This window comes from Pseudomonadota bacterium (assembly GCA_026388255.1).
GTDB lineage: Bacteria > Desulfobacterota > Syntrophorhabdia > Syntrophorhabdales > Syntrophorhabdaceae > JAPLKB01.
In genome coordinates, this window is record JAPLKC010000069.1 from 1 (window position 1) to 21,725 (window position 21,725).

The 21,725-nt window shown below is 43.8% G+C and carries 24 protein-coding genes; 12 read left to right on the forward strand and 12 right to left on the reverse strand.

Annotated features, from left to right (window positions below; translation table 11 throughout):
* The first annotated feature begins 153 nt into the window (after positions 1 to 153).
* Entirely contained in the window at positions 154 to 339 is a 186-nt protein-coding gene (locus NT178_08035; protein MCX5812479.1) for a phospholipase D-like domain-containing protein, read from the forward strand.
* Positions 340 to 380: 41 nt separating this feature from the next.
* Here the strand turns inward: NT178_08035 and flgM are convergent, their stop codons facing one another.
* On the reverse strand, positions 381 to 686 hold the full coding sequence (flgM, locus tag NT178_08040) for a flagellar biosynthesis anti-sigma factor FlgM (protein ID MCX5812480.1): 306 nt from the start codon (positions 684 to 686) through the stop codon (positions 381 to 383).
* A gap of 129 nt (positions 687 to 815) precedes the next feature.
* Positions 816 to 1,022 (reverse strand): hypothetical protein, encoded by a 207-nt coding sequence (locus NT178_08045; GenBank protein ID MCX5812481.1) that lies wholly within the window; start codon positions 1,020 to 1,022, stop codon positions 816 to 818.
* Between the two features lie 566 nt (positions 1,023 to 1,588).
* Between NT178_08045 and NT178_08050 the strand changes: the two genes are divergently transcribed.
* The 7 genes from NT178_08050 to NT178_08080 all read left to right on the forward strand — a co-directional run bounded on the left by NT178_08050 (position 1,589) and on the right by NT178_08080 (position 10,198).
* Positions 1,589 to 2,071: a ParB/RepB/Spo0J family partition protein gene (locus tag NT178_08050; GenBank protein ID MCX5812482.1), complete on the forward strand. Its 483-nt coding sequence runs from the start codon at positions 1,589 to 1,591 to the stop codon at positions 2,069 to 2,071.
* Positions 2,068 to 2,358 carry a hypothetical protein gene (locus NT178_08055; GenBank protein MCX5812483.1) on the forward strand — a complete coding sequence of 97 codons (291 nt, stop codon included), beginning with the start codon at positions 2,068 to 2,070 and terminating at the stop codon, positions 2,356 to 2,358. The genes NT178_08050 and NT178_08055 overlap by 4 nt, the downstream gene beginning before the upstream one ends.
* Before the next feature lie 96 nt (positions 2,359 to 2,454).
* Positions 2,455 to 4,443 (forward strand): excinuclease ABC subunit UvrB, encoded by a 1,989-nt coding sequence (uvrB, locus tag NT178_08060; GenBank protein MCX5812484.1) that lies wholly within the window; start codon positions 2,455 to 2,457, stop codon positions 4,441 to 4,443.
* On the forward strand, positions 4,440 to 6,041 hold the full coding sequence (gene uvrC / locus NT178_08065) for an excinuclease ABC subunit UvrC (GenBank protein ID MCX5812485.1): 1,602 nt from the start codon (positions 4,440 to 4,442) through the stop codon (positions 6,039 to 6,041). Before uvrB ends, uvrC begins: the two co-directional genes overlap by 4 nt.
* Positions 6,042 to 6,503: 462 nt before the next feature.
* Positions 6,504 to 7,952 carry a hypothetical protein gene (locus tag NT178_08070; protein ID MCX5812486.1) on the forward strand — a complete coding sequence of 483 codons (1,449 nt, stop codon included), beginning with the start codon at positions 6,504 to 6,506 and terminating at the stop codon, positions 7,950 to 7,952.
* Positions 7,953 to 8,734: 782 nt separating this feature from the next.
* A complete protein-coding gene (locus NT178_08075) occupies positions 8,735 to 9,589 on the forward strand; it encodes an AraC family transcriptional regulator (protein MCX5812487.1) in 855 nt (284 codons plus the stop codon).
* A 114-nt stretch (positions 9,590 to 9,703) separates the two neighbouring features.
* On the forward strand, positions 9,704 to 10,198 hold the full coding sequence (locus tag NT178_08080; protein MCX5812488.1) for a GNAT family N-acetyltransferase: 495 nt from the start codon (positions 9,704 to 9,706) through the stop codon (positions 10,196 to 10,198).
* Positions 10,199 to 10,237: 39 nt separating this feature from the next.
* On the opposite strand, the gene NT178_08085 is transcribed toward NT178_08080, so the two are convergent.
* From NT178_08085 to yedE, 4 genes are read right to left on the reverse strand one after another with little or no spacing between them, the layout of a single operon-like run.
* On the reverse strand, positions 10,238 to 10,477 hold the full coding sequence (locus tag NT178_08085; protein MCX5812489.1) for a DUF3343 domain-containing protein: 240 nt from the start codon (positions 10,475 to 10,477) through the stop codon (positions 10,238 to 10,240).
* Complete coding sequence (locus NT178_08090; protein MCX5812490.1) at positions 10,474 to 11,661, reverse strand: aminotransferase class V-fold PLP-dependent enzyme; 1,188 nt, start codon at positions 11,659 to 11,661, stop codon at positions 10,474 to 10,476. Before NT178_08090 ends, NT178_08085 begins: the two co-directional genes overlap by 4 nt.
* Positions 11,662 to 11,674: 13 nt before the next feature.
* Entirely contained in the window at positions 11,675 to 11,884 is a 210-nt protein-coding gene (locus NT178_08095) for a sulfurtransferase TusA family protein (protein MCX5812491.1), read from the reverse strand.
* A gap of 11 nt (positions 11,885 to 11,895) precedes the next feature.
* Positions 11,896 to 13,011 (reverse strand): YedE family putative selenium transporter, encoded by a 1,116-nt coding sequence (gene yedE, locus NT178_08100; protein MCX5812492.1) that lies wholly within the window; start codon positions 13,009 to 13,011, stop codon positions 11,896 to 11,898.
* Positions 13,012 to 13,508: 497 nt separating this feature from the next.
* Here yedE and NT178_08105 point away from each other — a divergent pair, with 497 nt between their 5' ends.
* Positions 13,509 to 14,540: a histone deacetylase gene (locus NT178_08105; GenBank protein MCX5812493.1), complete on the forward strand. Its 1,032-nt coding sequence runs from the start codon at positions 13,509 to 13,511 to the stop codon at positions 14,538 to 14,540.
* Between the two features lie 68 nt (positions 14,541 to 14,608).
* Here the strand turns inward: NT178_08105 and NT178_08110 are convergent, their stop codons facing one another.
* The 5 genes from NT178_08110 to NT178_08130 all read right to left on the reverse strand — a co-directional run bounded on the left by NT178_08110 (position 14,609) and on the right by NT178_08130 (position 18,312).
* Positions 14,609 to 14,887, reverse strand: coding sequence for an integration host factor subunit beta (locus NT178_08110; protein ID MCX5812494.1), 279 nt, complete (start codon positions 14,885 to 14,887; stop codon positions 14,609 to 14,611).
* Between the two features lie 11 nt (positions 14,888 to 14,898).
* Positions 14,899 to 15,720: a phosphoribosylformylglycinamidine synthase subunit PurQ gene (locus NT178_08115; protein MCX5812495.1), complete on the reverse strand. Its 822-nt coding sequence runs from the start codon at positions 15,718 to 15,720 to the stop codon at positions 14,899 to 14,901.
* A 61-nt stretch (positions 15,721 to 15,781) separates the two neighbouring features.
* Positions 15,782 to 16,591 carry a cytochrome c biogenesis protein gene (locus NT178_08120; GenBank protein ID MCX5812496.1) on the reverse strand — a complete coding sequence of 270 codons (810 nt, stop codon included), beginning with the start codon at positions 16,589 to 16,591 and terminating at the stop codon, positions 15,782 to 15,784.
* Complete coding sequence (locus NT178_08125) at positions 16,588 to 17,847, reverse strand: cytochrome c biogenesis protein ResB (protein ID MCX5812497.1); 1,260 nt, start codon at positions 17,845 to 17,847, stop codon at positions 16,588 to 16,590. The genes NT178_08120 and NT178_08125 overlap by 4 nt, the downstream gene beginning before the upstream one ends.
* 84 nt (positions 17,848 to 17,931) lie before the next feature.
* On the reverse strand, positions 17,932 to 18,312 hold the full coding sequence (locus tag NT178_08130) for a cytochrome c3 family protein (protein ID MCX5812498.1): 381 nt from the start codon (positions 18,310 to 18,312) through the stop codon (positions 17,932 to 17,934).
* 301 nt (positions 18,313 to 18,613) lie between these two features.
* Here NT178_08130 and NT178_08135 point away from each other — a divergent pair, with 301 nt between their 5' ends.
* The 3 genes from NT178_08135 (at position 18,614) to NT178_08145 (ending at position 21,474) form a co-directional block, all read left to right on the forward strand.
* On the forward strand, positions 18,614 to 18,997 hold the full coding sequence (locus tag NT178_08135; GenBank protein MCX5812499.1) for a hypothetical protein: 384 nt from the start codon (positions 18,614 to 18,616) through the stop codon (positions 18,995 to 18,997).
* Positions 18,998 to 19,010: 13 nt separating this feature from the next.
* The gene (locus NT178_08140; protein MCX5812500.1) at positions 19,011 to 19,667 is read left to right on the forward strand and encodes a cysteine hydrolase; all 657 of its coding nucleotides are present in this window, start codon (positions 19,011 to 19,013) and stop codon (positions 19,665 to 19,667) included.
* A gap of 208 nt (positions 19,668 to 19,875) precedes the next feature.
* Positions 19,876 to 21,474 carry a carboxylesterase family protein gene (locus tag NT178_08145; protein MCX5812501.1) on the forward strand — a complete coding sequence of 533 codons (1,599 nt, stop codon included), beginning with the start codon at positions 19,876 to 19,878 and terminating at the stop codon, positions 21,472 to 21,474.
* Here the strand turns inward: NT178_08145 and NT178_08150 are convergent.
* Positions 21,425 to 21,725: hypothetical protein (locus NT178_08150; GenBank protein MCX5812502.1), on the reverse strand; the 301-nt coding region annotated here is incomplete at its 5' end. The genes NT178_08145 and NT178_08150 overlap by 50 nt on opposite strands.

Sequence of the window (21,725 nt, forward strand, 5' to 3'; positions counted from 1 at the left end):
CCCGAGTTCCTCCTCTGCCCTTTGAATGGTTCCTGGATCGACAGCAAGCTTTGGTCGTGGCATAATCATCCTCCTTTTAGAAGATTGCTATTAAAAGGATGATATGCTACTTAATATGTCATGTAAAGGAGGATATGATATAACAAGATAATTATTATAGATAAGCAGATTGTCATAACAGGATCATTTAATTTCAGTAAGGCTGCTGAAGAGAAAAATGCCGAGAACTTATTAATACTCAAGAATCCGGAGCTTGCCGGTATCTATATTGATAATTTCCTGAAGCATAGGGCTCATTCTGAGAAGATGATAAACCATATCTTACAGGTAAACAATTGATCTGTTATGGGAGTGTCAGGTTGAATATCGACAACTATAAATTAGAGTATTTCATCCATCAAGGTTTTCTTTAAAACAGCCTTTGCTACCAGATCACCTTTTACATTATAAGTGCCGTTTTGTATTGCCTCCTTTATGCTACTAACTTTATCCTGCCTAATTGAAGGCGCTGCATTAATCTTTGCAACAAGCTTAGCTATATCTATATTTTTGCTTGATAATTCTATCTTATCAGACATAACCACATTCTGGTTTTCCCCTGCTGCTGTCTCTTTCGGTGATTTAGTTTGGGCAGATTTTGCAGCCGCATTGAATGAGCTAACCTTTACATCTTTATCAATCCTCATAAAACATCTCCTTTTTTGCCATTAGGACATACAATAGTATAGAGTTATCCTATTAACCTTCTTTACAGCCTCTCAAGCTATCACTTTGAACAATACTCATACCCAAGTGTTCTGAATATATCATCTTTTTTACTCATATTTTCTTAATCTTTCCGTCATTTGCTCGCCTATCCGGTCAAATAACATCTTTTTCGTGCCAGCTTCAGATATCATGACGTAGTCTTCATGTGTGACATTACCGTTAGCAGGTTCTTTTTCAGAATATTTTGCTTTAACCTTCATGTTCTTCATGTAGGTTTTTATAACGCTGCTTATCTGGTGGTCTGATATCCTCATGGTATACTCTTATATCTTTATCGGATGAGTTGCAAAAAAACTTAAGACTAAACTTGAACAAGATGAAGAACTGAACGAATATACCGACCGCTATGACGATTATACTTTCCGGGACAAGTTCATTTTTAACCCTGCCGCTCGTGATGTTTTCGATAAATACGGAGAAGAAGCATTCAATAAGATGTCAGAGGAGGAATATTTTGCGGAAGAAAAGTCTTCTATTAAAAAATATGAGAAAGAGTTTGCAAAAAACGGATTGAAAAACATTGCCTTATCAAGTGGTGAATAGAACGTAATTTACCGTCAAAAAAGATAATACTTATTCCGAATCTTGCCGGTAAATACATTGATAACGGGCAGAAACACAAAACATTACATGAGCATAAACCGGTCTTATTACAAACTATATAAAACTTCAGAAATGTATTTATTCTGTTTTTTCTTTGCATCAAATATGCTAATCAGATAGTATCTGTTTTTTATAACAAAGGGGGATTAATATAAACATGGGATAGTTTAGGGCGTTAAATGCTTCTTTAACCTTTCCTACTACAGCAACAGGAACCTTGACCTCAATTAAAAGGGATTGCGACTTGTTTAACGGTCATCTGCTCTTTGAGAACAGAACAGGAACCTTGACCTCAATTCTCGGCGGAGGCCTTTACCTTTTCGGAAAGGGTATCCTGGAACCTCTTATTGTAACCGGACAGGAAGACGGGGCATATCTACTTATCTGCGGGGAGAGGCGTCTTGTTGCAGCCCAACAACTGGGGCTTGAATCTGTACCGGTGCGGGTGATAGAAGAGGGTAAGGAATCAGGGGAGACCATAGCCCTTCAACTGACAGAGAATCTTCAGAGAGAAGACCTCAACCCTATTGATCAAGCGAAAGGAATAATCTCATTTATTCAGGCCAAACATCCCGACTTGTTCCACACGATTTCACTTTTAAAACTTTCTCCTGAAATTCAGGCCGCAATTTCTGCAGAAAACCTCCCCTTTCTCAGGGGTATCTCTTTGCCGCAAACCTTGATTGCCCGGATCTCATGAAAATATTTAACGACATTTTGAAAACGCCGGTTACTTATATTACTCTGGAAAGAATGCTTGCCACATACAAGAAGGTTAAACCTGACCCGAATAATACAAAGCCCAAATCCATGAAAAAACAGGTTAAAGGTCTTGTATCCATAAAGACAGATTTTGAAAAGGGCCTTGGAACGTATATACGGGAAGACGTTGAAAAATTCCTCTATGAGCTCCAAGTTTTCTGTGATTTTGTACAACAACAGGCGCTAAGGGCTCCATACGGCAAGAAAAGACCACCACAAGTGTGAAAAGGGCACTTAAGAGGTGGGGATAGGGCGTAATGCCATTGCCCTGACAATTATCCTGTTTGTTATTCTTAGCCCAATGCATTACAATATACCACTATGAATAAATTCAAATTAATCAGCGGATACGAGCCGAAGGGGGATCAACCGGGGGCAATTGAGAAACTCGTAAAAAATATAAAGAAGGGTGTTCAGCATCAGGTGCTGCTCGGTGTTACCGGTTCAGGCAAAACCTTTACCATGGCAAATGTGATTGAGCGTATGCAAAGGCCAACATTGATCATCTCCCACAATAAGACCCTTGCAGCCCAGCTCTATACGGAATTCAAAACCCTCTTTCCTGAAAACGAGGTTCATTTTTTTGTGAGCTACTACGATTACTATCAGCCGGAAGCATACATGCCTTCCACGGATACTTACATCGAAAAGGATTCCTCCATCAACGAGGAGATCGACAAGCTCCGGCTCCTTGCCACCAATTCACTCTTTGAGAGGGATGATGTGATTATTGTGGCGAGTGTTTCCTGCATTTACGGCCTCGGTTCGCCGGAGGCATATTACGGGATGCTTGTATATCTTGAAAAGGGCCAGCAGATAGAAAGGAAGACCCTCCTCGATAAACTTATCCAGTGCCAGTATGAGAGGAATGATCTCGATTTTTACCGGGGCAGGTTCCGCATCAGGGGCCCTAATATCGATATATTCCCTGCCTATGAAGAGGAAAGGGCATTCAGGGTGGTTCTCGATGACAATGTAGTAGATGCTATCCATCTTATCGACCCCCTTACCGGGCAGATCATTGAGAAGCTGAAGAAATGCACCATATTCCCGACCAGTCATTATGTCACACCGAAGGAGACACTTGACCGTGCTGTACTTACGATAGAGGAAGAATTAAAGGAACGTCTTGAATTCCTCAAAACTCAGAATAAACTCCTTGAGATGCAAAGGATTGAAATGAGGACGAAATATGACCTTGAGATGATCAAGGAAATCGGTTACTGCCAGGGGATAGAAAACTATTCGAGGCATCTTACGGGCAGGAAACCGGGCGAGCCCCCACCGACGCTCATTGATTATCTCCCGAAGGATGCACTTGTGATGATTGACGAGAGTCATGTCACGGTGCCGCAGCTCACGGGTATGTACCGCGGTGACAGATCACGGAAGCAAACCCTTGTGGAATTCGGCTTCAGACTCCCTTCTGCCCTCGATAACAGACCTCTTACATTTGAAGAATTTGAGGGGAGGACAGGACAGGTAATGTATGTTTCGGCAACACCGGCCAAATACGAGCTTGGAAAGGCAGATGGCCATATCATTGAGCAGATAATAAGGCCGACAGGCCTCATGGACCCCCGCATCGAACTGAAGCCGGCCAAAGGCCAGGTAGAAACCCTGCTTGGAGAGATCAAAAAAGTAACAGAGGCTAAAGAGAGGGTCCTTGTCACAACCCTGACAAAACGGTTTGCGGAAGACCTGACCGATTATCTTCTTGATGCAGGCATCAAGGCAAAATATCTCCACTCCGGCGTTGATACCCTTGAGCGTGTTGCCATTGTGAGGGATTTGAGGATGGGCAGGTTCGATGTTCTTGTTGGTGTGAACCTCCTGAGAGAGGGCCTTGACCTGCCGGAGGTTTCGCTTGTTGCCATACTCGATGCGGATAAGGAAGGTTTTTTACGCTCCGGGACATCCCTTATCCAGACCTGCGGAAGGGCTGCGAGAAATATAAACGGCAGGGTCATCATGTTCGCAGATGTCACAACGGAATCCATGAAGCACGCCCTGAGCGAAACCCGGAGGAGGAGAGAGGTTCAGGGTGAGTATAACCGGGAAAACGGGATCACCCCGGAAGGCATCATTAAATCGGTTGTGGATATCCTCTCCTCGATCTATGAGAAGGATTATTACTCGGTGCCTCTCGACGAGCTTGAGGCGAACGGCGTTGAGCCGAAGAAATTGTCCCGTATGATGAAAAAACTGAAGAAAGAGATAGGCGAGGCGTCGAAGAGGTGGGATTTCGAGAAAGCAGCGCAGCTTCGGGATCGTCTGCTGAAGCTGGAAAAGATGGAGATAACACTTTGATTGACGAAACAGCCATAAATACCCTGCCTGAGTCGTCAGGCGTATATATCTTCAAGGACAAAGAGGGGAATATTATCTATATAGGAAAGGCGAAAAACCTTAAGGACAGGGTAAAGAGTTATATCGGCGAAAGCGAGAGAGACCCGAAGACGGAACGCCTTGTAAACAAAATCAAGAGTGTTGAAACCATACTCACAGGAAACGAGAAAGAGGCCTTTCTCCTGGAAAGTAATCTTATTAAGGAAAACACCCCCAAATACAATATAGATCTGAAGGACGACAAGACCTATGTCTCATTGAAGCTTACCATGCATGAAACATTTCCGGCCCTCTATATGACACGGAAGATCGAAGATGACGGCGCGCTGTATTTTGGCCCCTATCCCCACGCAAAGGATGTAAAGGAAGTGCTGAAGCTCATACAGGGTTTATATCCTGTCAGGAGGTGCAAGGATACTGTTTTCAGGAAGAGGAAAAGGCCATGCATCCTTGCGGAACTCAATAAATGTCTTGCGCCGTGTACGGCCAATTTCAATGAAAATGCATACAGGGCCGTTGCAGAGGAACTGGCAGACTTTCTCTCCGGGAAGGATGAAAAGCTGTTAAAAGACCTTGAAATGCGCATCAAAGAAGCCTCTGATAAATGGAATTTTGAAGAGGCTAAACACTTAAAAGAGCGGTATTTTGCCATAAAAGGCATGGTGGAAAAACAGCATGTCCACGAACATTTCGGTAAAAACCGGGATGTCTGGGCCTTTCTTGAAGGGGATAAGGGTGTAAGAATGGTACTTCTTACATTCAGGAGAGGGGTGCTGCTTTCGAAGAAGATGTTCAAAGAATCTTTGATGAAGGTTGGCTATGATGAGGCTATATCATCATTCCTTTTCCAGTATTATTCATCGAGACCCGTTCCCGATGAGGTGATTATCTCTGAAGCAATTGAAGATACCGCATTTTTGGAAAAATATCTGAAAGAGAGAAAAAGGGGCGATGTGAGGATATTCGGTCCGGCTAGCAGGGCTGCAAAAGAGATGATAGGGCTTGCCATTGAAAACTTGCATGAGCCGGAACCGGTTGCCCTTGAAGCGGCATTTAAAAAGGCACTTCATTTGAAAAAAGAACCTGAAAGAATTGAGATATACGATATTTCCCATACGCATGGCGTGAATCCAACAGGGGTAATGGTTGTATTTGAGGCCTTCAAACCGGATAAAAAGGGTTACAGGGTGTTTCATATAAAGTCAGCGCCGTCAATGGACGATGTGGCTGCAATGGCCGAAGTCATACAAAGGAGGACCGCCAATGAAAAGCTTGGACCGCTGCCGGATTTGTTCATCATAGACGGCGGGAAAGGCCAGCTTTCTGCTGTAACAAAGGTGCTTAAAACGCTGAGTATTGACAGAGATGCAATCAGTATTGCAAAGGGACAGCGCAGAGGTGGCATGGAAGACCTGATTTACATACCCAACCGGAAAAACCCGCTTTTACTCCCCAAAGCATCGCCTGTATTTAAAGAGATAGTCAAAATGCGGGATGAAGCACACCGCTTTGCAATATCATCTCACAGAAGATGGAAAAGAAAGACAGATCTGGCATAGCTCATATATACAATACGGTGAAAGAATATACTGTAGTTCCTCAGTTTTTAGATATATAAGGCCGGAAGGCTGTTCCCCTACCAGCTCCGCTCCGCTTCATTGCCCTTGCAACGGTTGACGGCGAAATCACAAAGTTTTTCGTGTCATAGACCAATTCCCGGCATCATTTTTATCATATTTACTGTTACCTTAAGGAGTCTGTTTTTAACTTTTCAACCTTTCAAAACCAGTCCAATTTAAACTTTAAGATGACACACTAAAAATGTATTGACAAAAAAACAAATGATTTAGTAGAGTTATTCTAATAAGTAGTAATGGGGGTTCGTTGGGGGCTATTGTCGGCAAAGACAATTCGGGAGTAGCATCTACCGTACATTTGAAGTACTTCTTGTGGAATCATATCTGCACTTCGCTTATCATCCAGTTTTTTGCTCACCGCGGGCAGGAAGGAGAAGGGAAATTATGAAAAATGGAAAAATATTTTGTTTTTATGTTCTCATCAGTGTTTGCATACTACTCAGTACCACAACATGCGGCTCGCATAAACCTATTCCTAACACTGAATTCGATATAATAGCAGCAAGGGCCGGATTAAAGTTTTTTGCTTTTCCAACAGAACATTTTTGCCCTGGAAGCATAGTTACTTTAGATCATGAGAGGAATGTTTTTGGATCACCGACTGGTTCATTGCGTGAGTGTTGTGATACGGACAAGTTATTTCCTACAGAGGGAAAAGGGCCAGCAGGCACATTCCTTTCAAGCCTCGAGCGCGGGATATCTTTTGATATCAGCTCATTACAAAAGGTATTACCGGTGCAAATCAAATTAGGCGCAGAGGCAAAATCAGCAGCGTTTGTTGTGTTACGAGTCCCTGAGACTACATCGGCCCTTTTAGGGTCTATTAAAATTGACGAATGGGTGGCGGATAATTGGGATAGCCAAATATCTGAAGCTTGTCAGAAGACACTGCTAAAACCCGAGGTAGAGGTCATCAGTGAAGTTATCTATGTAACAAATTACAGCCTTACTTTCTATAAATCAGAAGGACAGAAATTAGAGGTATCTCTCCAAAACGTTGAAGAATTTATTAGTGGCGGTTTTAAAGTTTCCGGGGGACGCGTTGAGGCAGGGAGTGTGGTTTTTAATGCTAAATTGCCTCTTCTTTATACAACCTATCGACCGACATTACATGAACCAAGACCACGTGTTAGCAACGAATTCAATGAAAAGGAGGAAAAATTCTTCTCGAAAATGATAATGTACTCAGGCTTTAATCCAAAAGTTGAATTTATCCGTAGGATGAAAGAAAACAGTTACAAAGTAAATCGTATTACGACCTATATTATACATGGCACTTCCGTTCATATCATCGATGAGATCAAGGGGGAGTGGGTAAAGGGTACCCCTCTAACATATGAGTTTGTTATAGGTACCGGAACATATGCGGAGCTTGGAAAGCCCAAGATTTTTGATAATGATCGTAATATCTTGTTAGAACCAGTAAAAGAATCATATGGCGATACAGAGTTCCATTGGATTCGTGTAGGCAAAAAGTTTTCAATTACCATGACCCGAACCATTGATAATGCTTTGTGTATAGATGGGACCAGGGATTTTATTGCGGGCGTAAATAGATTTAAATTCCTCGAATCTTATGAAAAAAGAGTCTATCTTGATCGGGAGCCAATTTTTGTTGATGCATATGCAGTCAATGCCTACCTTGAGCAAAGCATTCTCCCAGACGGTGTACAAGATTCCAATTTTGCAGTTTTGCAACAGACCCTTGCTGGGTTGCATGACAAGGAATTCTTATCCAAGATTAAGTTACAGAATCTGAAGCAGGGCTGGGTTTTTTTCAAGGGACAGATTCCCCCGAAAGGGTTGTTTGTTATAAGAGTTGCGTGCCCGTAAATTGCATAAGGATCAATTAAAAAACGAATTTGCCCGCAACTATAGAAGCCCTATGCCAAGAGCAAAAGACATGTTTGCAACGCTTCACACTTCTTTTGGCCAAGAATGTTGTATGATATTTTAAAAGCTAACTTTTGATGAACTCGTAAAAAGTCGTATTTCTGTCGCTTTGTCATTCCCACGAAAGTGGGAATCCAGTGATTTCAATGTGTTCTGGACTCCCGTTTTCACGGGAGTGACGGTTTTTTGACTTTTTACGAGTTCATCAACTTTTAATACCATGAAAAAAATTAGGCTCTTTTTTGTTCATTCATTCAATGGTTTTCTTAGGATTGTTCGCATTATTCGGTTTTCTTATGAATGATAATAAGTCTTTAATATTTCCGGTAGTTTTATCATTCGCAGGTGCAGTATGCGGTTCGTTTATAAGAATTATCAATACTATTAAAAATCAAAAATAATTTTGTAGCTTTTAACAACATCATATAACGCGGAATATGCGGTTCAATAAATTGCGTTATTAGGCGGATTCTACTCGCAATTGCTCTATCTCAAGATGGTGAATTGCAGCTTCAGCGAACTGATTTCTACAGCAGCAATAAAGATTGTCCTCCGGCGTGTATTTTTTAAATAAGTATTTGCCTGTGCCTGCCGGAAAACAAGAACCTGTTATCATAGCAAGAACATACAAGACAAACCGAATCAAATGTTTTAATATTAGGTATAATGGCAGGATATATCTCTCAGCATGAAATTGTTATTAAGGACAGCGTTTTGAGATTATGAAATATCAGGGTAATATAGATACTGTAAAGTTTGCGCGAGCCGCGGATCTGGGCAATCTTGAGTTTCTCCATGCCACGTTTATTTTGCATTCATTCCCCAGGCATACCCATGAAACATTTGCCATAGGTGTCATAGAAAGAGGTGTACAGGCAACATATTATGGCGGCTCAACACATATTGCAACTGCCGGCGATATCTGTCTTGTGAACCCCGGTGAAGTCCATACAGGGTTTTCGCCCCATGAATCCGGATGGACATACAGGGTTTTCTATCCTGATGCCTCTCTCCTTCAAAGGACGGCAGAGGCTGCTTGTGTACTGGGTAGACGGCTGCCGCATTTCCCGTCACCGATCATCAAGGATCAGCCCCTCTCCCAAAATATCCTCCTTTTCTTGAAATTACTCGAAGAATCGGATGTTTCCCTTGAGAGGGAATCACTCCTCTTATCCGTTCTCACACAAATGATCCAAAGACATGCCGATGCCGGAGAAGGCAGGGCTGCATACTGGAAAAAAAAGAGGTGTGCCGTAAAGACGGTACTGGAATATCTGGACGCACATTTTACAGAGAATGTTACACTCTCTGAGCTTACCGATATTACCGATATGAGCGAGTTTCACCTCCTGCGCCTTTTTCGCGGTGAAGTCGGGTTGCCGCCCCATGCATATCTTATCCAGAAACGTATAAACTATGCTAAAAATCTGCTCTCTCAGCGTCTTACCATTGCACAGACCGCCCTTGAAGCAGGGTTTACCGACCAGAGTCATTTTACACGGCGCTTTAAGAAAATCATGGGCATTACCCCAGGGCAATACTGCCGTAACAGCAATATCGTACAAGAAAGAATCTGAAGCTTTCCTTATAATTTATAAAGGTCATTCATATACGGTATTGTACCGGTTATGCGATACCAAGTTGCCCTCATTTGCAACTTGGTATGAACATCAAAACAAGGAGGTTTTTTTATGATAAGAAGATGCAGCGATACGGATTTTGAAGTAATACTCGACATAATAAACGATGGAGCAAGGGCTTATAAAGGTGTGATACCCGATGATTGTTGGCATGAACCGTATATGACGCATGAAGAATTAAGCTTTGAAATACAGGACGGTGTTCTTTTCTGGGGGTATGAGGAGAAAGGCCGTCTGATCGCCGTTATGGGTATACAGGATAAAGGCGATGTGATGCTTATCCGTCATGCCTATGTGCGCACAGCAATGAGGAACCAGGGAATTGGCGAGAAGCTGCTCCGTTTCCACGCATCTAAAACAGTCAAGCCGATACTCATCGGTACATGGGCGGATGCGGTCTGGGCAGTAGCCTTCTACAAGAAGCATGGATACTTGCTCCTTGAGACAGAAGAGAAGAACCGTTTGCTGATGCGATACTGGACTATCTCAAAGCGCCAGATAGAAACCTCTGTGGTGCTTGCAGATAAGAAATGGACCGGCATATGAGCAGGCAAAAAGCCCTAGTTCTATGATAGCTAAATGGCATCATATCTCGTACATACCCTCGAATTCTACACCCTTTTTCTCCAGTATTGTCCTGACAGGGTCGCTGTTTATAGAGTCTATTCTTATGCAAATACCGCAATCGGAACTCAGATGTCGCGGCACAGGGATCATTTTACAGGGAAACCCGGCTTCAGTCAGCACTTTTTCAATACGAAAGACATGGCCTGTGCTGTAAGCTATGATAACAGTATGTGTCCCCTGAGGATCAGTCTTTTTCATACCTCTTGAGTGAGTCGGGCAACAGCTTCAATCGCTGCATTTACATCCTCTTCAGTATTGAATATGCCCAGTGAAAGACGCAGTGTTCCTGACGGAAACGTGCCAATTGTACGGTGTGCGGCAGGAGAGCAATGCAACCCTACACGACACAGAATACCGTACTCCTCATCAAGGCGCAAGCCTGCCTCTGATAGTTCAAGTCCGTCAATTTCCAAAGAGATTATCGGTGCTTGCAGTTGTGCATCCTTGCTTCCGTACACGGTCACGCCCGGTATTGCCGCCAGGCCATCGATCATCCTCTGGGTCAGCAACACTTCGTGCGTCCGGATTGTATCCACACCGCGTCCCATGATCCACCTTACACCGGCATTCAACCCCGCCAATCCGACTACATTAGGTGTCCCGCTTTCATAAATATCAGGCAGAAAATCCGGCTGTTCTTCATGTTCCGAGTAACTACCCGTTCCTCCTCTTTTAAGAGGCCTCATAAGCGCTGTATTCACGCGATCCCCGACAATCAGGCCGCCGGTCCCTGTAGGACCCAGGAGGGATTTATGCCCGGTAAAAGCAAGGAGATCTATGGCGCAGGAGTGCATATTGATCGGATACGCACCCCCTGTCTGGGCAGCGTCAACCAGAAATAATAATCCATGCCTTCTTGCAATGCGGCCGACCTCGCTGATCGGCAGCAATGTCCCCACCACATTTGATGCATGGTTCAGGGCAATTAAGGTTGTATTGGGACGTATTGCCTTCTCTATATCGGCAGGATCAAGAAAACCTTCTCTGGAACAGGGCACCGCTGTTATTGCAACACCTTCCTGTTCCAGTGCCCGCAATGGTCTCATCATCGAATTGTGTTCGAGACTGCCGGTAATCACGTGATCCCCTGGAGACAAAAGTCCCCGGATGGCAAGATTGAGCGCCTCTGTTACGTTATACCCGAAAACAACACGGAGAGGATCAGACGCACCGAATATTTCTGCAATTGCCTCACGGGTCTCATAAACAATACGGCCGGCTTCAATAGACAAACGGTGCGCAGACCGTCCCGGATTGGCGCCTATTTCATTTAAAAAATAGACCATGGATTCTGCCACACATGGCGGTTTTGGCCATGACGTGGCAGCATTGTCCAGATACACTATCTTTTTATTCAATTGTTGATCTCTGATATCTTTCATAATAACCCGCTGATCACTTGCTGAGCGTAAGCTTAAATTCTTCGTTTACTTCTTCGATTACAACCTGAAGACCTTTATTTGAAGACATGCGCCGCACATTTTCACGGGCGGTAACCGTATCCACAAAAACCTCGATAGGGAATGTGCCTTCATCTATTGCCTTGTTGGCCAATATAACCGGTTGAGGACAGGAAAGACCGCGCGCATCTATTGTTTTTATCATGGCATCCTCCATTAATGTTTTTCTCTCATGGTAAGTCCGATAAGTGTACATACCACAATACCCAATATTACTGCAATCATACCGTACTGAGAGACCCCACCTACCTTTAAAACCCCATCCACAAGGCTGTCCGGGCTACCGGCAAGACTGAAGTTATGGCTTACGCCCGCACCGACAATCATACCGAGGACGAATATACCCGCATCGCTGTCTCCTTCACCTGAAAGGATCAACTGCCTGCCGGGGCAACCGCCGCCCAGGGTAAAGGCCATCCCTGCCAGTGACATGCCCATAAAATTCCACAGGTAATTGCTGTGGGCCACGGGTTGCATTTCAAAACCGAACTTCACCTGTCCCAGAACCATGTTGGCAATAAAAGCTATTACAACGAGGGCAATAACTCCGCTGAGCAGGTGTGTGTCGCCCATGAGGATTACATCACGGGCAGCGCCCATAGTGCAGAACCTGGTTCTTTGCGCGAGAAAGCCGATAATCAGGCCCGCTGCCAGAGAAATCAGTAAAGGTGCGTGTAAAGAACCGGGACCTTTTGCGCTGAATAAAATAGGGCCGCCTGCAGAAAACTGGGGATGGAAGATGAGAAGAAGCAAAAGCCCTACGACGAAAAGCGGCATAATCAAGCCAACTGCAGTATAGGTTTTAAGGGAACGGCCAAGATTGTAACCTGACTTGAGGAATACAACCCCGACTGCGATACCCGCTCCCAATCCAATCAAACCGATAATGGCGTTCAAGTCGCCACCGGCCAGCCGGAGCAGCGCCCGCCAGGGGCAACCGAGAAAGGTAAGCGCTCCGATCATTGCAAATATACCAAGGACAAAGCGTACCAGCGGGGCGGACCCTGCACGTGATCTGAACTCCCGAAACAACAGAGCGGCAGCCATTGATCCCAGCACGAAACCGATAATCTCAGGCCTTATATACTGGACAACACCGGCGCGGTGCAGACCCAGGGCGCCGGCAATATCACGTTCAAAACAGGCCACACAGACACCCATGTTTGGCGGGTTGCCAAATTTCTGGAGCAGCGGTGCAATTATACCGATTGCTGCTCCGGCAAAGATAATGCCCCAGTGTGAGGCAAAGAAACTAATCATTTTCTTGGACATTTTGTCTCCCTCCTTAAAATGTTTTCACCCTGCTGCAAGCGAAATATCCTGCAGCAGACAACAGCCGTTAAAACAAAAAAACCGCCACCGGCATATGCCAGTTGCGGCCAAGGGAGCACACATAAGTATGATATCAAGACAGGATACTTCTCCCGGCAACCTCTGACAAATGCAGGTTTGCATATGAACGCCAACTGGCGCTCAAGGATAAGCATCAACTAACGCGGGGATAAATCATCATATAACCTTCATAATATATATTATTTTCATTTAACTAAGGTTAAAAATAGCACAAAAAAACTGAAAAAGGAAGGGGTTATTTAATATAGAAAGTATTACTTGAACAAGAAATTGTTCAAGTCTATAATGAGTATGTGACTCAATTATGAACAGCTAAATGAGAAAATATATCCTTTGAAGAAATACGGGAACATTTCCTGTGATGCAAATGAAGGTTTGCAAAGAAGAACTAAAAATATGTCCGGAAAGGAGAAGCCATGACTATTGGTATAGTGAGAGACGATATTTACTTGGAACATATCACGGATTCCTACCATCCCGAAAACCCTGACAGACTGAAAAATATATACTCAATGCTTGATACTATAGATAACAGCGGTATTGTATATATTTCTCCAAGGATGGCTACGCATGAGGAGATCGCCCTTAACCATGATGTGCTGTACATCGAATCCATTGCTTCGACACAAGGCAAGGAAAGAAGGCTTGACCCTGATACGGTGACGTCGCCAAAGTCATATGAAGCATCCTGCATGGCAGTCGGCGGGGTGCTGGAGCTTGCGGACAAGCTTGTTGCCGGTGAAATTGATACGGGTTTTGCTCTTGTCAGACCGCCGGGGCATCACGCGGAACGGAACAAGGCTATGGGATTCTGTATATTCAACAATATTGCTGTTTGCGCGAGATACCTTGAAAAAAAATACAATTTCAACAGGATTCTTATTGTGGATTTTGACCTCCATCACGGGAACGGGACACAGCACAGTTTTTATAAGGATTTTAAAGTACTCTATTTTTCAACCCACGCGTATCCCTACTATCCGGGAACAGGCTGGTATGAAGAAATGGGTGATGACGAAGGAAAAGGATATACAGTCAATGTGCCCCTGTCACACGGTATGGGAGACGCCGACTACTCATATATCTTTAAAGAGGTTCTGGCGCCGATAGCCGATCAGTATAAACCTGAAATCGTACTTGTTTCCGCGGGTTTTGATACACATCATAAAGACCCGCTTGGCGGTATGGCAGTTACTGAAGACGGTTTTGCAGAGATGACGGGCATTCTTCTCGATATTTCAAAGAAACATTGCGGAGGTATGACTCTTTTTGTCCTTGAGGGAGGATATGACCTGGGGGGTCTCACCAACGCAGTGAGGTCTGTCATTATGGAAATGAAGGGCGCCTCCACTTTTACCAGGGATAAAAAAGGAAACCCTTCAAGTGAAGTTATTCAGGTTGTTGACAGGGTAAAGAAGACTTTACGTCCCTATTGGCCCGGATTATAATTGCCTTTTGCGATTTAGGATTGCGGATTTTGGAATTAAAAATCCAAAATCCAAAATCCTAAATACATTTAGTCTTTCCAGATCATCTCTTTAAGCTCTTTACCGACTTTAAAGTAGGGGAGCTTTTTGGGCTTAACATCTACTAATTGTCCTGTTTTAGGATTTCTCCCTTTATATGCCTTATATTGCCTGATGGTAAAGCTTCCAAAACCCCTGATTTCCACCCTTTCACCTTTTACAATGGCCTGTTTTATGGTTTCCACTATTGTGTCCACTGCAACTTTAGCCACCTTCTGGTTTAATTTCAAATCTTCTGCTACCTTGTTGATTATGTCAATTTTGTTCATCTAATTACCTCCTATAGATTTTCTATCACATATTTAAACGCATTGTTAAATATTTTCAAACCGTTTTCTTCATTCCTCACATCTTCCCTTGTCCACCTTGGGTGCTGGGTGTAATGAATGTATGCTTCAGGATGGGGCATAAGCCCGAATATCCTCCCGCTCGGGTCGCTTAAGCCGGCTATCGCCTCAACTGACCCATTGGGGTTGTATGGATACTCTTTTGTTTCATTACCTTTCTCATCAATGTATTGCATCACAATATGTCCGTTTTTTTTCAGCATATTTAATGCGTCCGCATTTTCCGGTACAAGTTTTCCTTCCCCGTGTCTTACAGGAAGATAAATATTATCTATATCTTTCGTAAAAATACAATGGGAAAATCTGTTCGTTTTTAAATTTGCCCACCGGTCCTCAAATCTTCCGGAGTCATTGAATGTGAGGGTAACGGATTGTTTGCCGTAGTTGCTGCCGAACCCTGGCAGCAGCCCGGTTTTTACAAGAAGCTGGAACCCGTTGCATATACCGAGGATGATCTTGCCCTCTTGAACAAATTTCACCAGTTCATCAATAAATCTCTGATCGGAGCCTTTTATCTTTTGATATTTCCACTTTACCGCCTGTGCCTTCGCAGATCCGAGGTCGTCGCCGTCGAGAAACCCACCCGGGAGATGAATAAACGTATAGTTGTGTATTTTCAGGGCCTTTTCACCCAGCGCGTTAATATGCATCAGCTCAGGCTTGAAGCCGGCAAGCTTGTGTGCGTGAGCAGTCTCATATTCACAGTTAATTCCGTTTCCAAAGAGTATCAGGCTTTTTGGTTTTCCCTTTTTCATGTTGCTTGACTATCCCTTAAAGTCGTTAAAGTCGATTGAACTGTGTAAACCTTTTGTTTTTTTACGTCGTGTAACTATGTAACCCGGATAGAATAAAATTTACACCAAAATAGGTAAAGATTACACATAAAAAACCAAGTATAGAGAAAAAAGCCATTTTTTTTCCTTTCAAGCCTTTTGCAATCCTTGCATGGAGGAAGAGGGCATATACTATCCAGGTGATAAGCGACCACGTTTCCTTGGGGTCCCAGCTCCAGTAAGAGCCCCATGCATAGTGCGCCCATACTGCGCCGGTGAGTATGCCTGCGCTGAGCATGGGAAATCCGACGACAACGCTTCTGTAGTTTATGTCCTCCAGAGTTTCTCTTGGCGGCAGGACTCCTTTCCATTTGAAGAAATACAGCAGGCTTGATATGAATGATATGACAAAAGCAGCATATGCGATAAAACAGGTAAAGACGTGTATATGCAGCCAGTTGCTCTGGAGAGCCGGGATAAGAGGCTGGATAGTTTTTTCAACAGATGGAGAAATAGAGGCATAGCCCATAAACGCAAGGGCAATCAGGGATGCCAGCGCAGTAATAGACGGAAAAGAGAGCCTCTTTTTCATTACAACAAGCAAGAAACTTATGCACCATGAATAGAATATCAGGGATTCGTAAAAGTTTGACAGCGGTACATGCCCTATGCCAAGGTTGTATGACTCTATCCATCTGACTGTCAACCCCGCAGTGTGTAACCCGAGTGTTACATATAGGAATATCCATATTACAGAGATGATCTTTTGCTTATTCACGGCAAAATAGAGCACATGAAGAAAAAAGATAAAAAGGTACATGAGCGTTACAACACCAAGTATTTTATGGCTCATTGGCTTAAAACCCTTCCTTTCATTTTTTCAAACTCTTCCCTGAAAGCGTCCTGGTTCCTGAACGCATGCCCGGCAACAATTATACCATCAGGCGCCTTCCCGATATAAATCCTTCTGTAGTACATGAAGAAATTTATATATAACCCGAAAAGAATAGATGCAAAACCCGTCCATACGATCCATACGCCCGGATCTCTTGACACTTCAAGCCCGGTGTATAGATCTTCTTTAATATCTTCAAGCCTTATATTTATACCCCGGATATTGCGTTCTTTCAATCTTTCGACATTTTTTAAAAACCAGACTGTCTTCGGCTCTTCCCGATCCAGATATGCCACCTGCACTCCCGGGCCAAAATCATGGATGGCATTCTCAAACCGTGTAATCATCAAAATGAGACCGTCCTTTTCATAGGTATCTCTTTCTTTTAATACTACCTCATCGCCGTCAATATTGAAGATAAAGGAAGGGGCAGCCCCATAGCTTGCCTGATATACATATGTGCCCCTATGGTTGAGGGGGTCATTCACCCGTATATCCTTTTCTTTAACTACCTTGTTGTCTTCAATAACCTCGATCCTGCTTACATAATCTTTTGGTTGGCCGCCAGGATAAAAACTAACCTTGAAATCCTTGCACCTGAGGGCAAAGCCCAGGGGTATCTCCTTATTACTCCTGCCCCGTATGGTCATGGCGCTTTTCGTCTCGCCTTTATTCAGGACAACAAACCCTTTATGCCCAAAGACAAGCCCGATGAGACTGCCTGCAAGTATTATGAGTATGCTTACATGGATTATATAGGTGCCGTAACGGGCAACAGCACCCTTTTCAAGCAATACCCCGCTTTCTTCCTCATGCACGGTTTTGTAGCCTGTCTTCAGTAAGTTTATTACATGCCCGGCAGAGGTTGTTTCTACAAAAAAATGCATGGGCATGGCCGATAAAGTGTGTTCGTCAGGCAGGTTTAAGGAGCCCTTTCGGGTTTTTAGAAAACGTTTAAATCTTCCAAACGTACAAAGTGTAAGGTTAATTGCAAAAAGCACGATGGCAGCGAGAAACCAGGGGCTGTGGTATACATCGTCAAGACCAAAGAAATGTATGACCCTGTATGTACCTTCAGAGTAGGCGGAAAGATACTCTTCAATGCCTGCTTTCTGTTTTATTACGGTTCCGGATATAGAAGTCATCGCAATAAAGGAAAGCAAGAAAATTGCTGTTTTTAGTGATGCAAGAAGTTTGTAAATGTTATCCCCCACGGGTTAATACCCCGAAGCTTGTTTCGAGATAGTTTCATATTGTTGTCTCGCCTTTAATACCCCATCCGCTTGCGGCGGGGTGATTCATTTTCTATGACATCCATTGCATTTTGTGGGGCCTGAAATTTCCTTTGCCAGGCTTTCTTTATGGCATGTTATACACATTTTATGAAAAGCCATCTTTGCCAAAGGTCTGTTATCTTTCACATATTTTACAGGATGACATTTAAAACATCCCTGCGGTTCCTTCGGGTCCTTGTCTTTATGATGGCAGATGGCGCAGTCGATCTTCAACTTTTCAGTATGTATTTTGTGCGAAAATGTCACCAATGGAAGCTTTCCGCCTTCAACCCCGATTGTAAGGGGTTCAGTGGTTTTTTCCTGTGCAAATGAAAGATTAAATGAGCATAAAAGGTATGCAGATATTATAAAAAACAGCGTATAAACAGGAAATTTGCCTCTCATAGTCACCTTGGAAAACTTTACAATATTGCACCTGAGACCCGGCTTTAAAAATCAGGTTAAGCAACACATTCATGCCTTAACCCTTACTCAACAGGATTGGATTATCCCGGGAAACTTCCGCCTCAAGGGCTTGAAACTTCACATAATATCCTGATAAAAGCAATTAAGTCAAATGGAATCCATTAACTGAAGTTTCCTCATAAACAACAGCGTTTTGAGAGTCCCCTGTTCTGAGTATCGTATATGTTTTTTTAAAAAAAATTGATATATTATTATACCAATCCGGCAATTGGAGGAAGGAATGAATTACTGGATAAGTATACTGTTAGCAGTTGTGTTTTTAATTCATTTTCCGGGAAGTGACGCATCAGCTCAGGGGAATAACAAAACGCTTGGAAAAGCGCCGGCAGTGGTCGGTATGGCGACGAGGGATTTTGTAGACGAGAGCAGAAAGAATTGGCAAGGGACGGGGACGGGGCCGTTAAAAACAACTATTTGGTATCCTGCGGCAGCCTCCGGGGAGGAAACGGTTTTTGGCGGTCTACCTGAGAGGCAGATTTTTGTCTCCTATAAGGTTGCTAAAAATGCTGAAATATCGTTAAATTCACAGAAATATCCCCTCATTCTTCTATCTCATGGCACAGGAGGCTCAGCCCTGCAAATGATGTGGCTGGATACTATTTAAAAAGGAGAGAAAAATGAAGAGGATACAAAAAAATGTATACTGGCAAGGCGCACTTTTAATCTTTTGCTTTATCTTTACAATGGTTTTTTATTGCCGCCCTGCGTCAGCACAGAACATTGTCGAAGAATGGAATACAGTGAAAGCTCCGCCGGCGCCGGAATTAAAATCTGTAACGATTGACCCGAATGTAACAGCGCTTCTGCTGCTTGATTTTAATAAGCAGACATGTAATGCAGACCGTCGTCCTCGTTGTATTACTTCCATTCCGAAGGTTCAAAAGCTTCTCACAGAGGCCCGCGCTAAGGGCGTTTACGTGGTTTACAGCCTCTCTCCCGGTGCTGTTGTTACTGATATTGCAAAAGAGTTGGCACCTCTCGGGAAGGAGCCTGTGGTGACATCTGGACCCGATAAATTCCTCGGGACAGATCTTGAGAAGATCCTTAAAGAAAAAGGTATAAAAACCATCATAGTAGCAGGAACGGCAGCACACGGGGCAGTTCTGTATACGGCCAGCGAGGCGGCATTAAGGGGAATGCAGGTTATTGTGCCCGTGGATGGCATGTCTGCTGAAAGCACCTATGCTGAGCAGTATGTTACATGGAACATGGCGAATGCCCCGCGCGTCTCGAATCAGTCGGTGCTGACAAAGATTGACATGATTAAATATTAGTAAAATCCATTTTTACTGCCCTCTCAGGTGAGATAGGTGCATAATACATTCATGGAACAGGCTGCGGCTCGGCAAGGGCTGATAAATATGGTTGAATGTAGTAACATCACCTTAACCTTCCCGTATATTAACGAGACGGTTGAGGTGAAATAATTGATACCTCGAAATCTATATTCTACTCGAATAAGCTCTTGTAAAGGAGGGTTGCATGAAAATAATTAAACTGACTGCAATTATTTTATTACTGATCATCTTACCCGTCGGAACCCTTGCTGATGAGAAAAAACCTGATGTTATTCAAATAGATAGCGGGCCAATCAGCGGAAAGGTTGAAGACGGGGTGCGTACATTTTTGGGAATCCCCTATGCTGCCCCGCCTGTTGGAGAGCTTCGATGGAAACCGCCGCAAGAGGTTGCTTCCTGGACACAATTGAGAAACTCTACGGATTTCGGTCCTTCCTGTCCACAGCCCAAGCAGGAGAATACCGGCAAATTGAGTGAGGACTGCCTGTATCTGAATGTCTGGACCAATGCAAGAAAGCCAGGTGAACGATTACCGGTAATGGTCTGGATTCACGGCGGCGCATTTAATTTCGGTTCCGCATCTCAGACGGAATACAACGGCAAGAATCTTGCCAAAAAAGGTGTAGTGGTCGTGACCATCAATTACCGTCTCGGGCCATTGGGATTTTTAGTCCATCCGCTGCTATCCAAAGAGTCTGCTCATGGCACTTCAGGTAACTACGGCTTACTCGACCAGATCGCCGTGCTAAAGTGGGTGCAAAAAAATATTGCCGCATTCGGAGGTAATCCTGATCGAGTAACAATATTCGGCCAATCCGCCGGGTCTCGATCTGTTTCACTGCTGATGATTAGCCCTTTGTCAGTAGGGTTTTTTCATCGGGCTATTGCCGAAAGCGGCGGGCCGATCATCGGCTCGGAATATTTAAGTCCCAACTTTAACGGCAACATGGCGAATGTATCGAAAATGGGCCAAAAGCTAACCGCTAAACTCGGTTGCGACAAAGCTGAAGATGTCCTGGCTGCTATGCGTGCCAAATCCGCGCAGGAAATAGTGGCAGCAGCCGATTGTAAAACAGAATTATTTGACGATGAAGGCCTTTTTTTTGCGCCGGTCTTTGACGGTTGGGTGCTTCCCAAAAATCCGCTGGCGGCATACTCCGGAGGATGGCAGCATGATGTGCCGATTATCGTAGGCAGCACTCTAAACGAAGGCAACATTTACCTGGCCAATGAACCGGATTTATCAATTGAAAAATACCAATCTTTCCTGAAGGCCAGGTTTGCTGATAATTCCGGAAAAGCGTTTGAGATGTTTCCCGCGTATAAAGCAAAAGATGTTGCACCGGCTATAGATAATATCTTGACGGTGGCAGCAAACGCGCAACCGGCAAGGCTTGTGGCTCAATCAATGGAATATAAAAAATCCAGGGCATATTTGTACCAGTTCACCCGCTTGCCCGACACGGCGCTGGCGCGCAAACTGGCAGTACATCATGGTGTAGAACTGGCGTATGTTTTCGGAAATATGAATAAATCTGACGGCTATGATGATACAGACATAGAGCTTTCCAATAAAATGATGGATTACTGGGTGAATTTTGCCAAAACGGGCAACCCTAACGGGAAGGGCCTTGTTGAATGGCCGGCATACAAAAGCAAATCAGACATTAACCTGGAATTCTCAGATACCATACACACCAATAAGCACCTTTTCAAAAAAAAATGTGATTTCATCAGCCGGTCTTCGACTTATCGCCGGGAGTCGGTTTATCATTCTGAATAAAAAATGGGGACGATTCTATTTTCTCAGTATGGAAATAGAATCCTCCGCCTCGTTTTGATAAAGCACTCCTCGGTTGCTTCCTAAGCATGCCTTCAGCCCTCATAGGCAGCATATTACATTTTAAGTGGTATTGAACGGCCCAGCCGACAATTGTGCTTGAAATATTAAGGGAATTGGAACATAATTTTGATACTACTATGTAATAACCTATTGCATAAAACAGAAAAAGAACAATAACAATATTGAGGGAG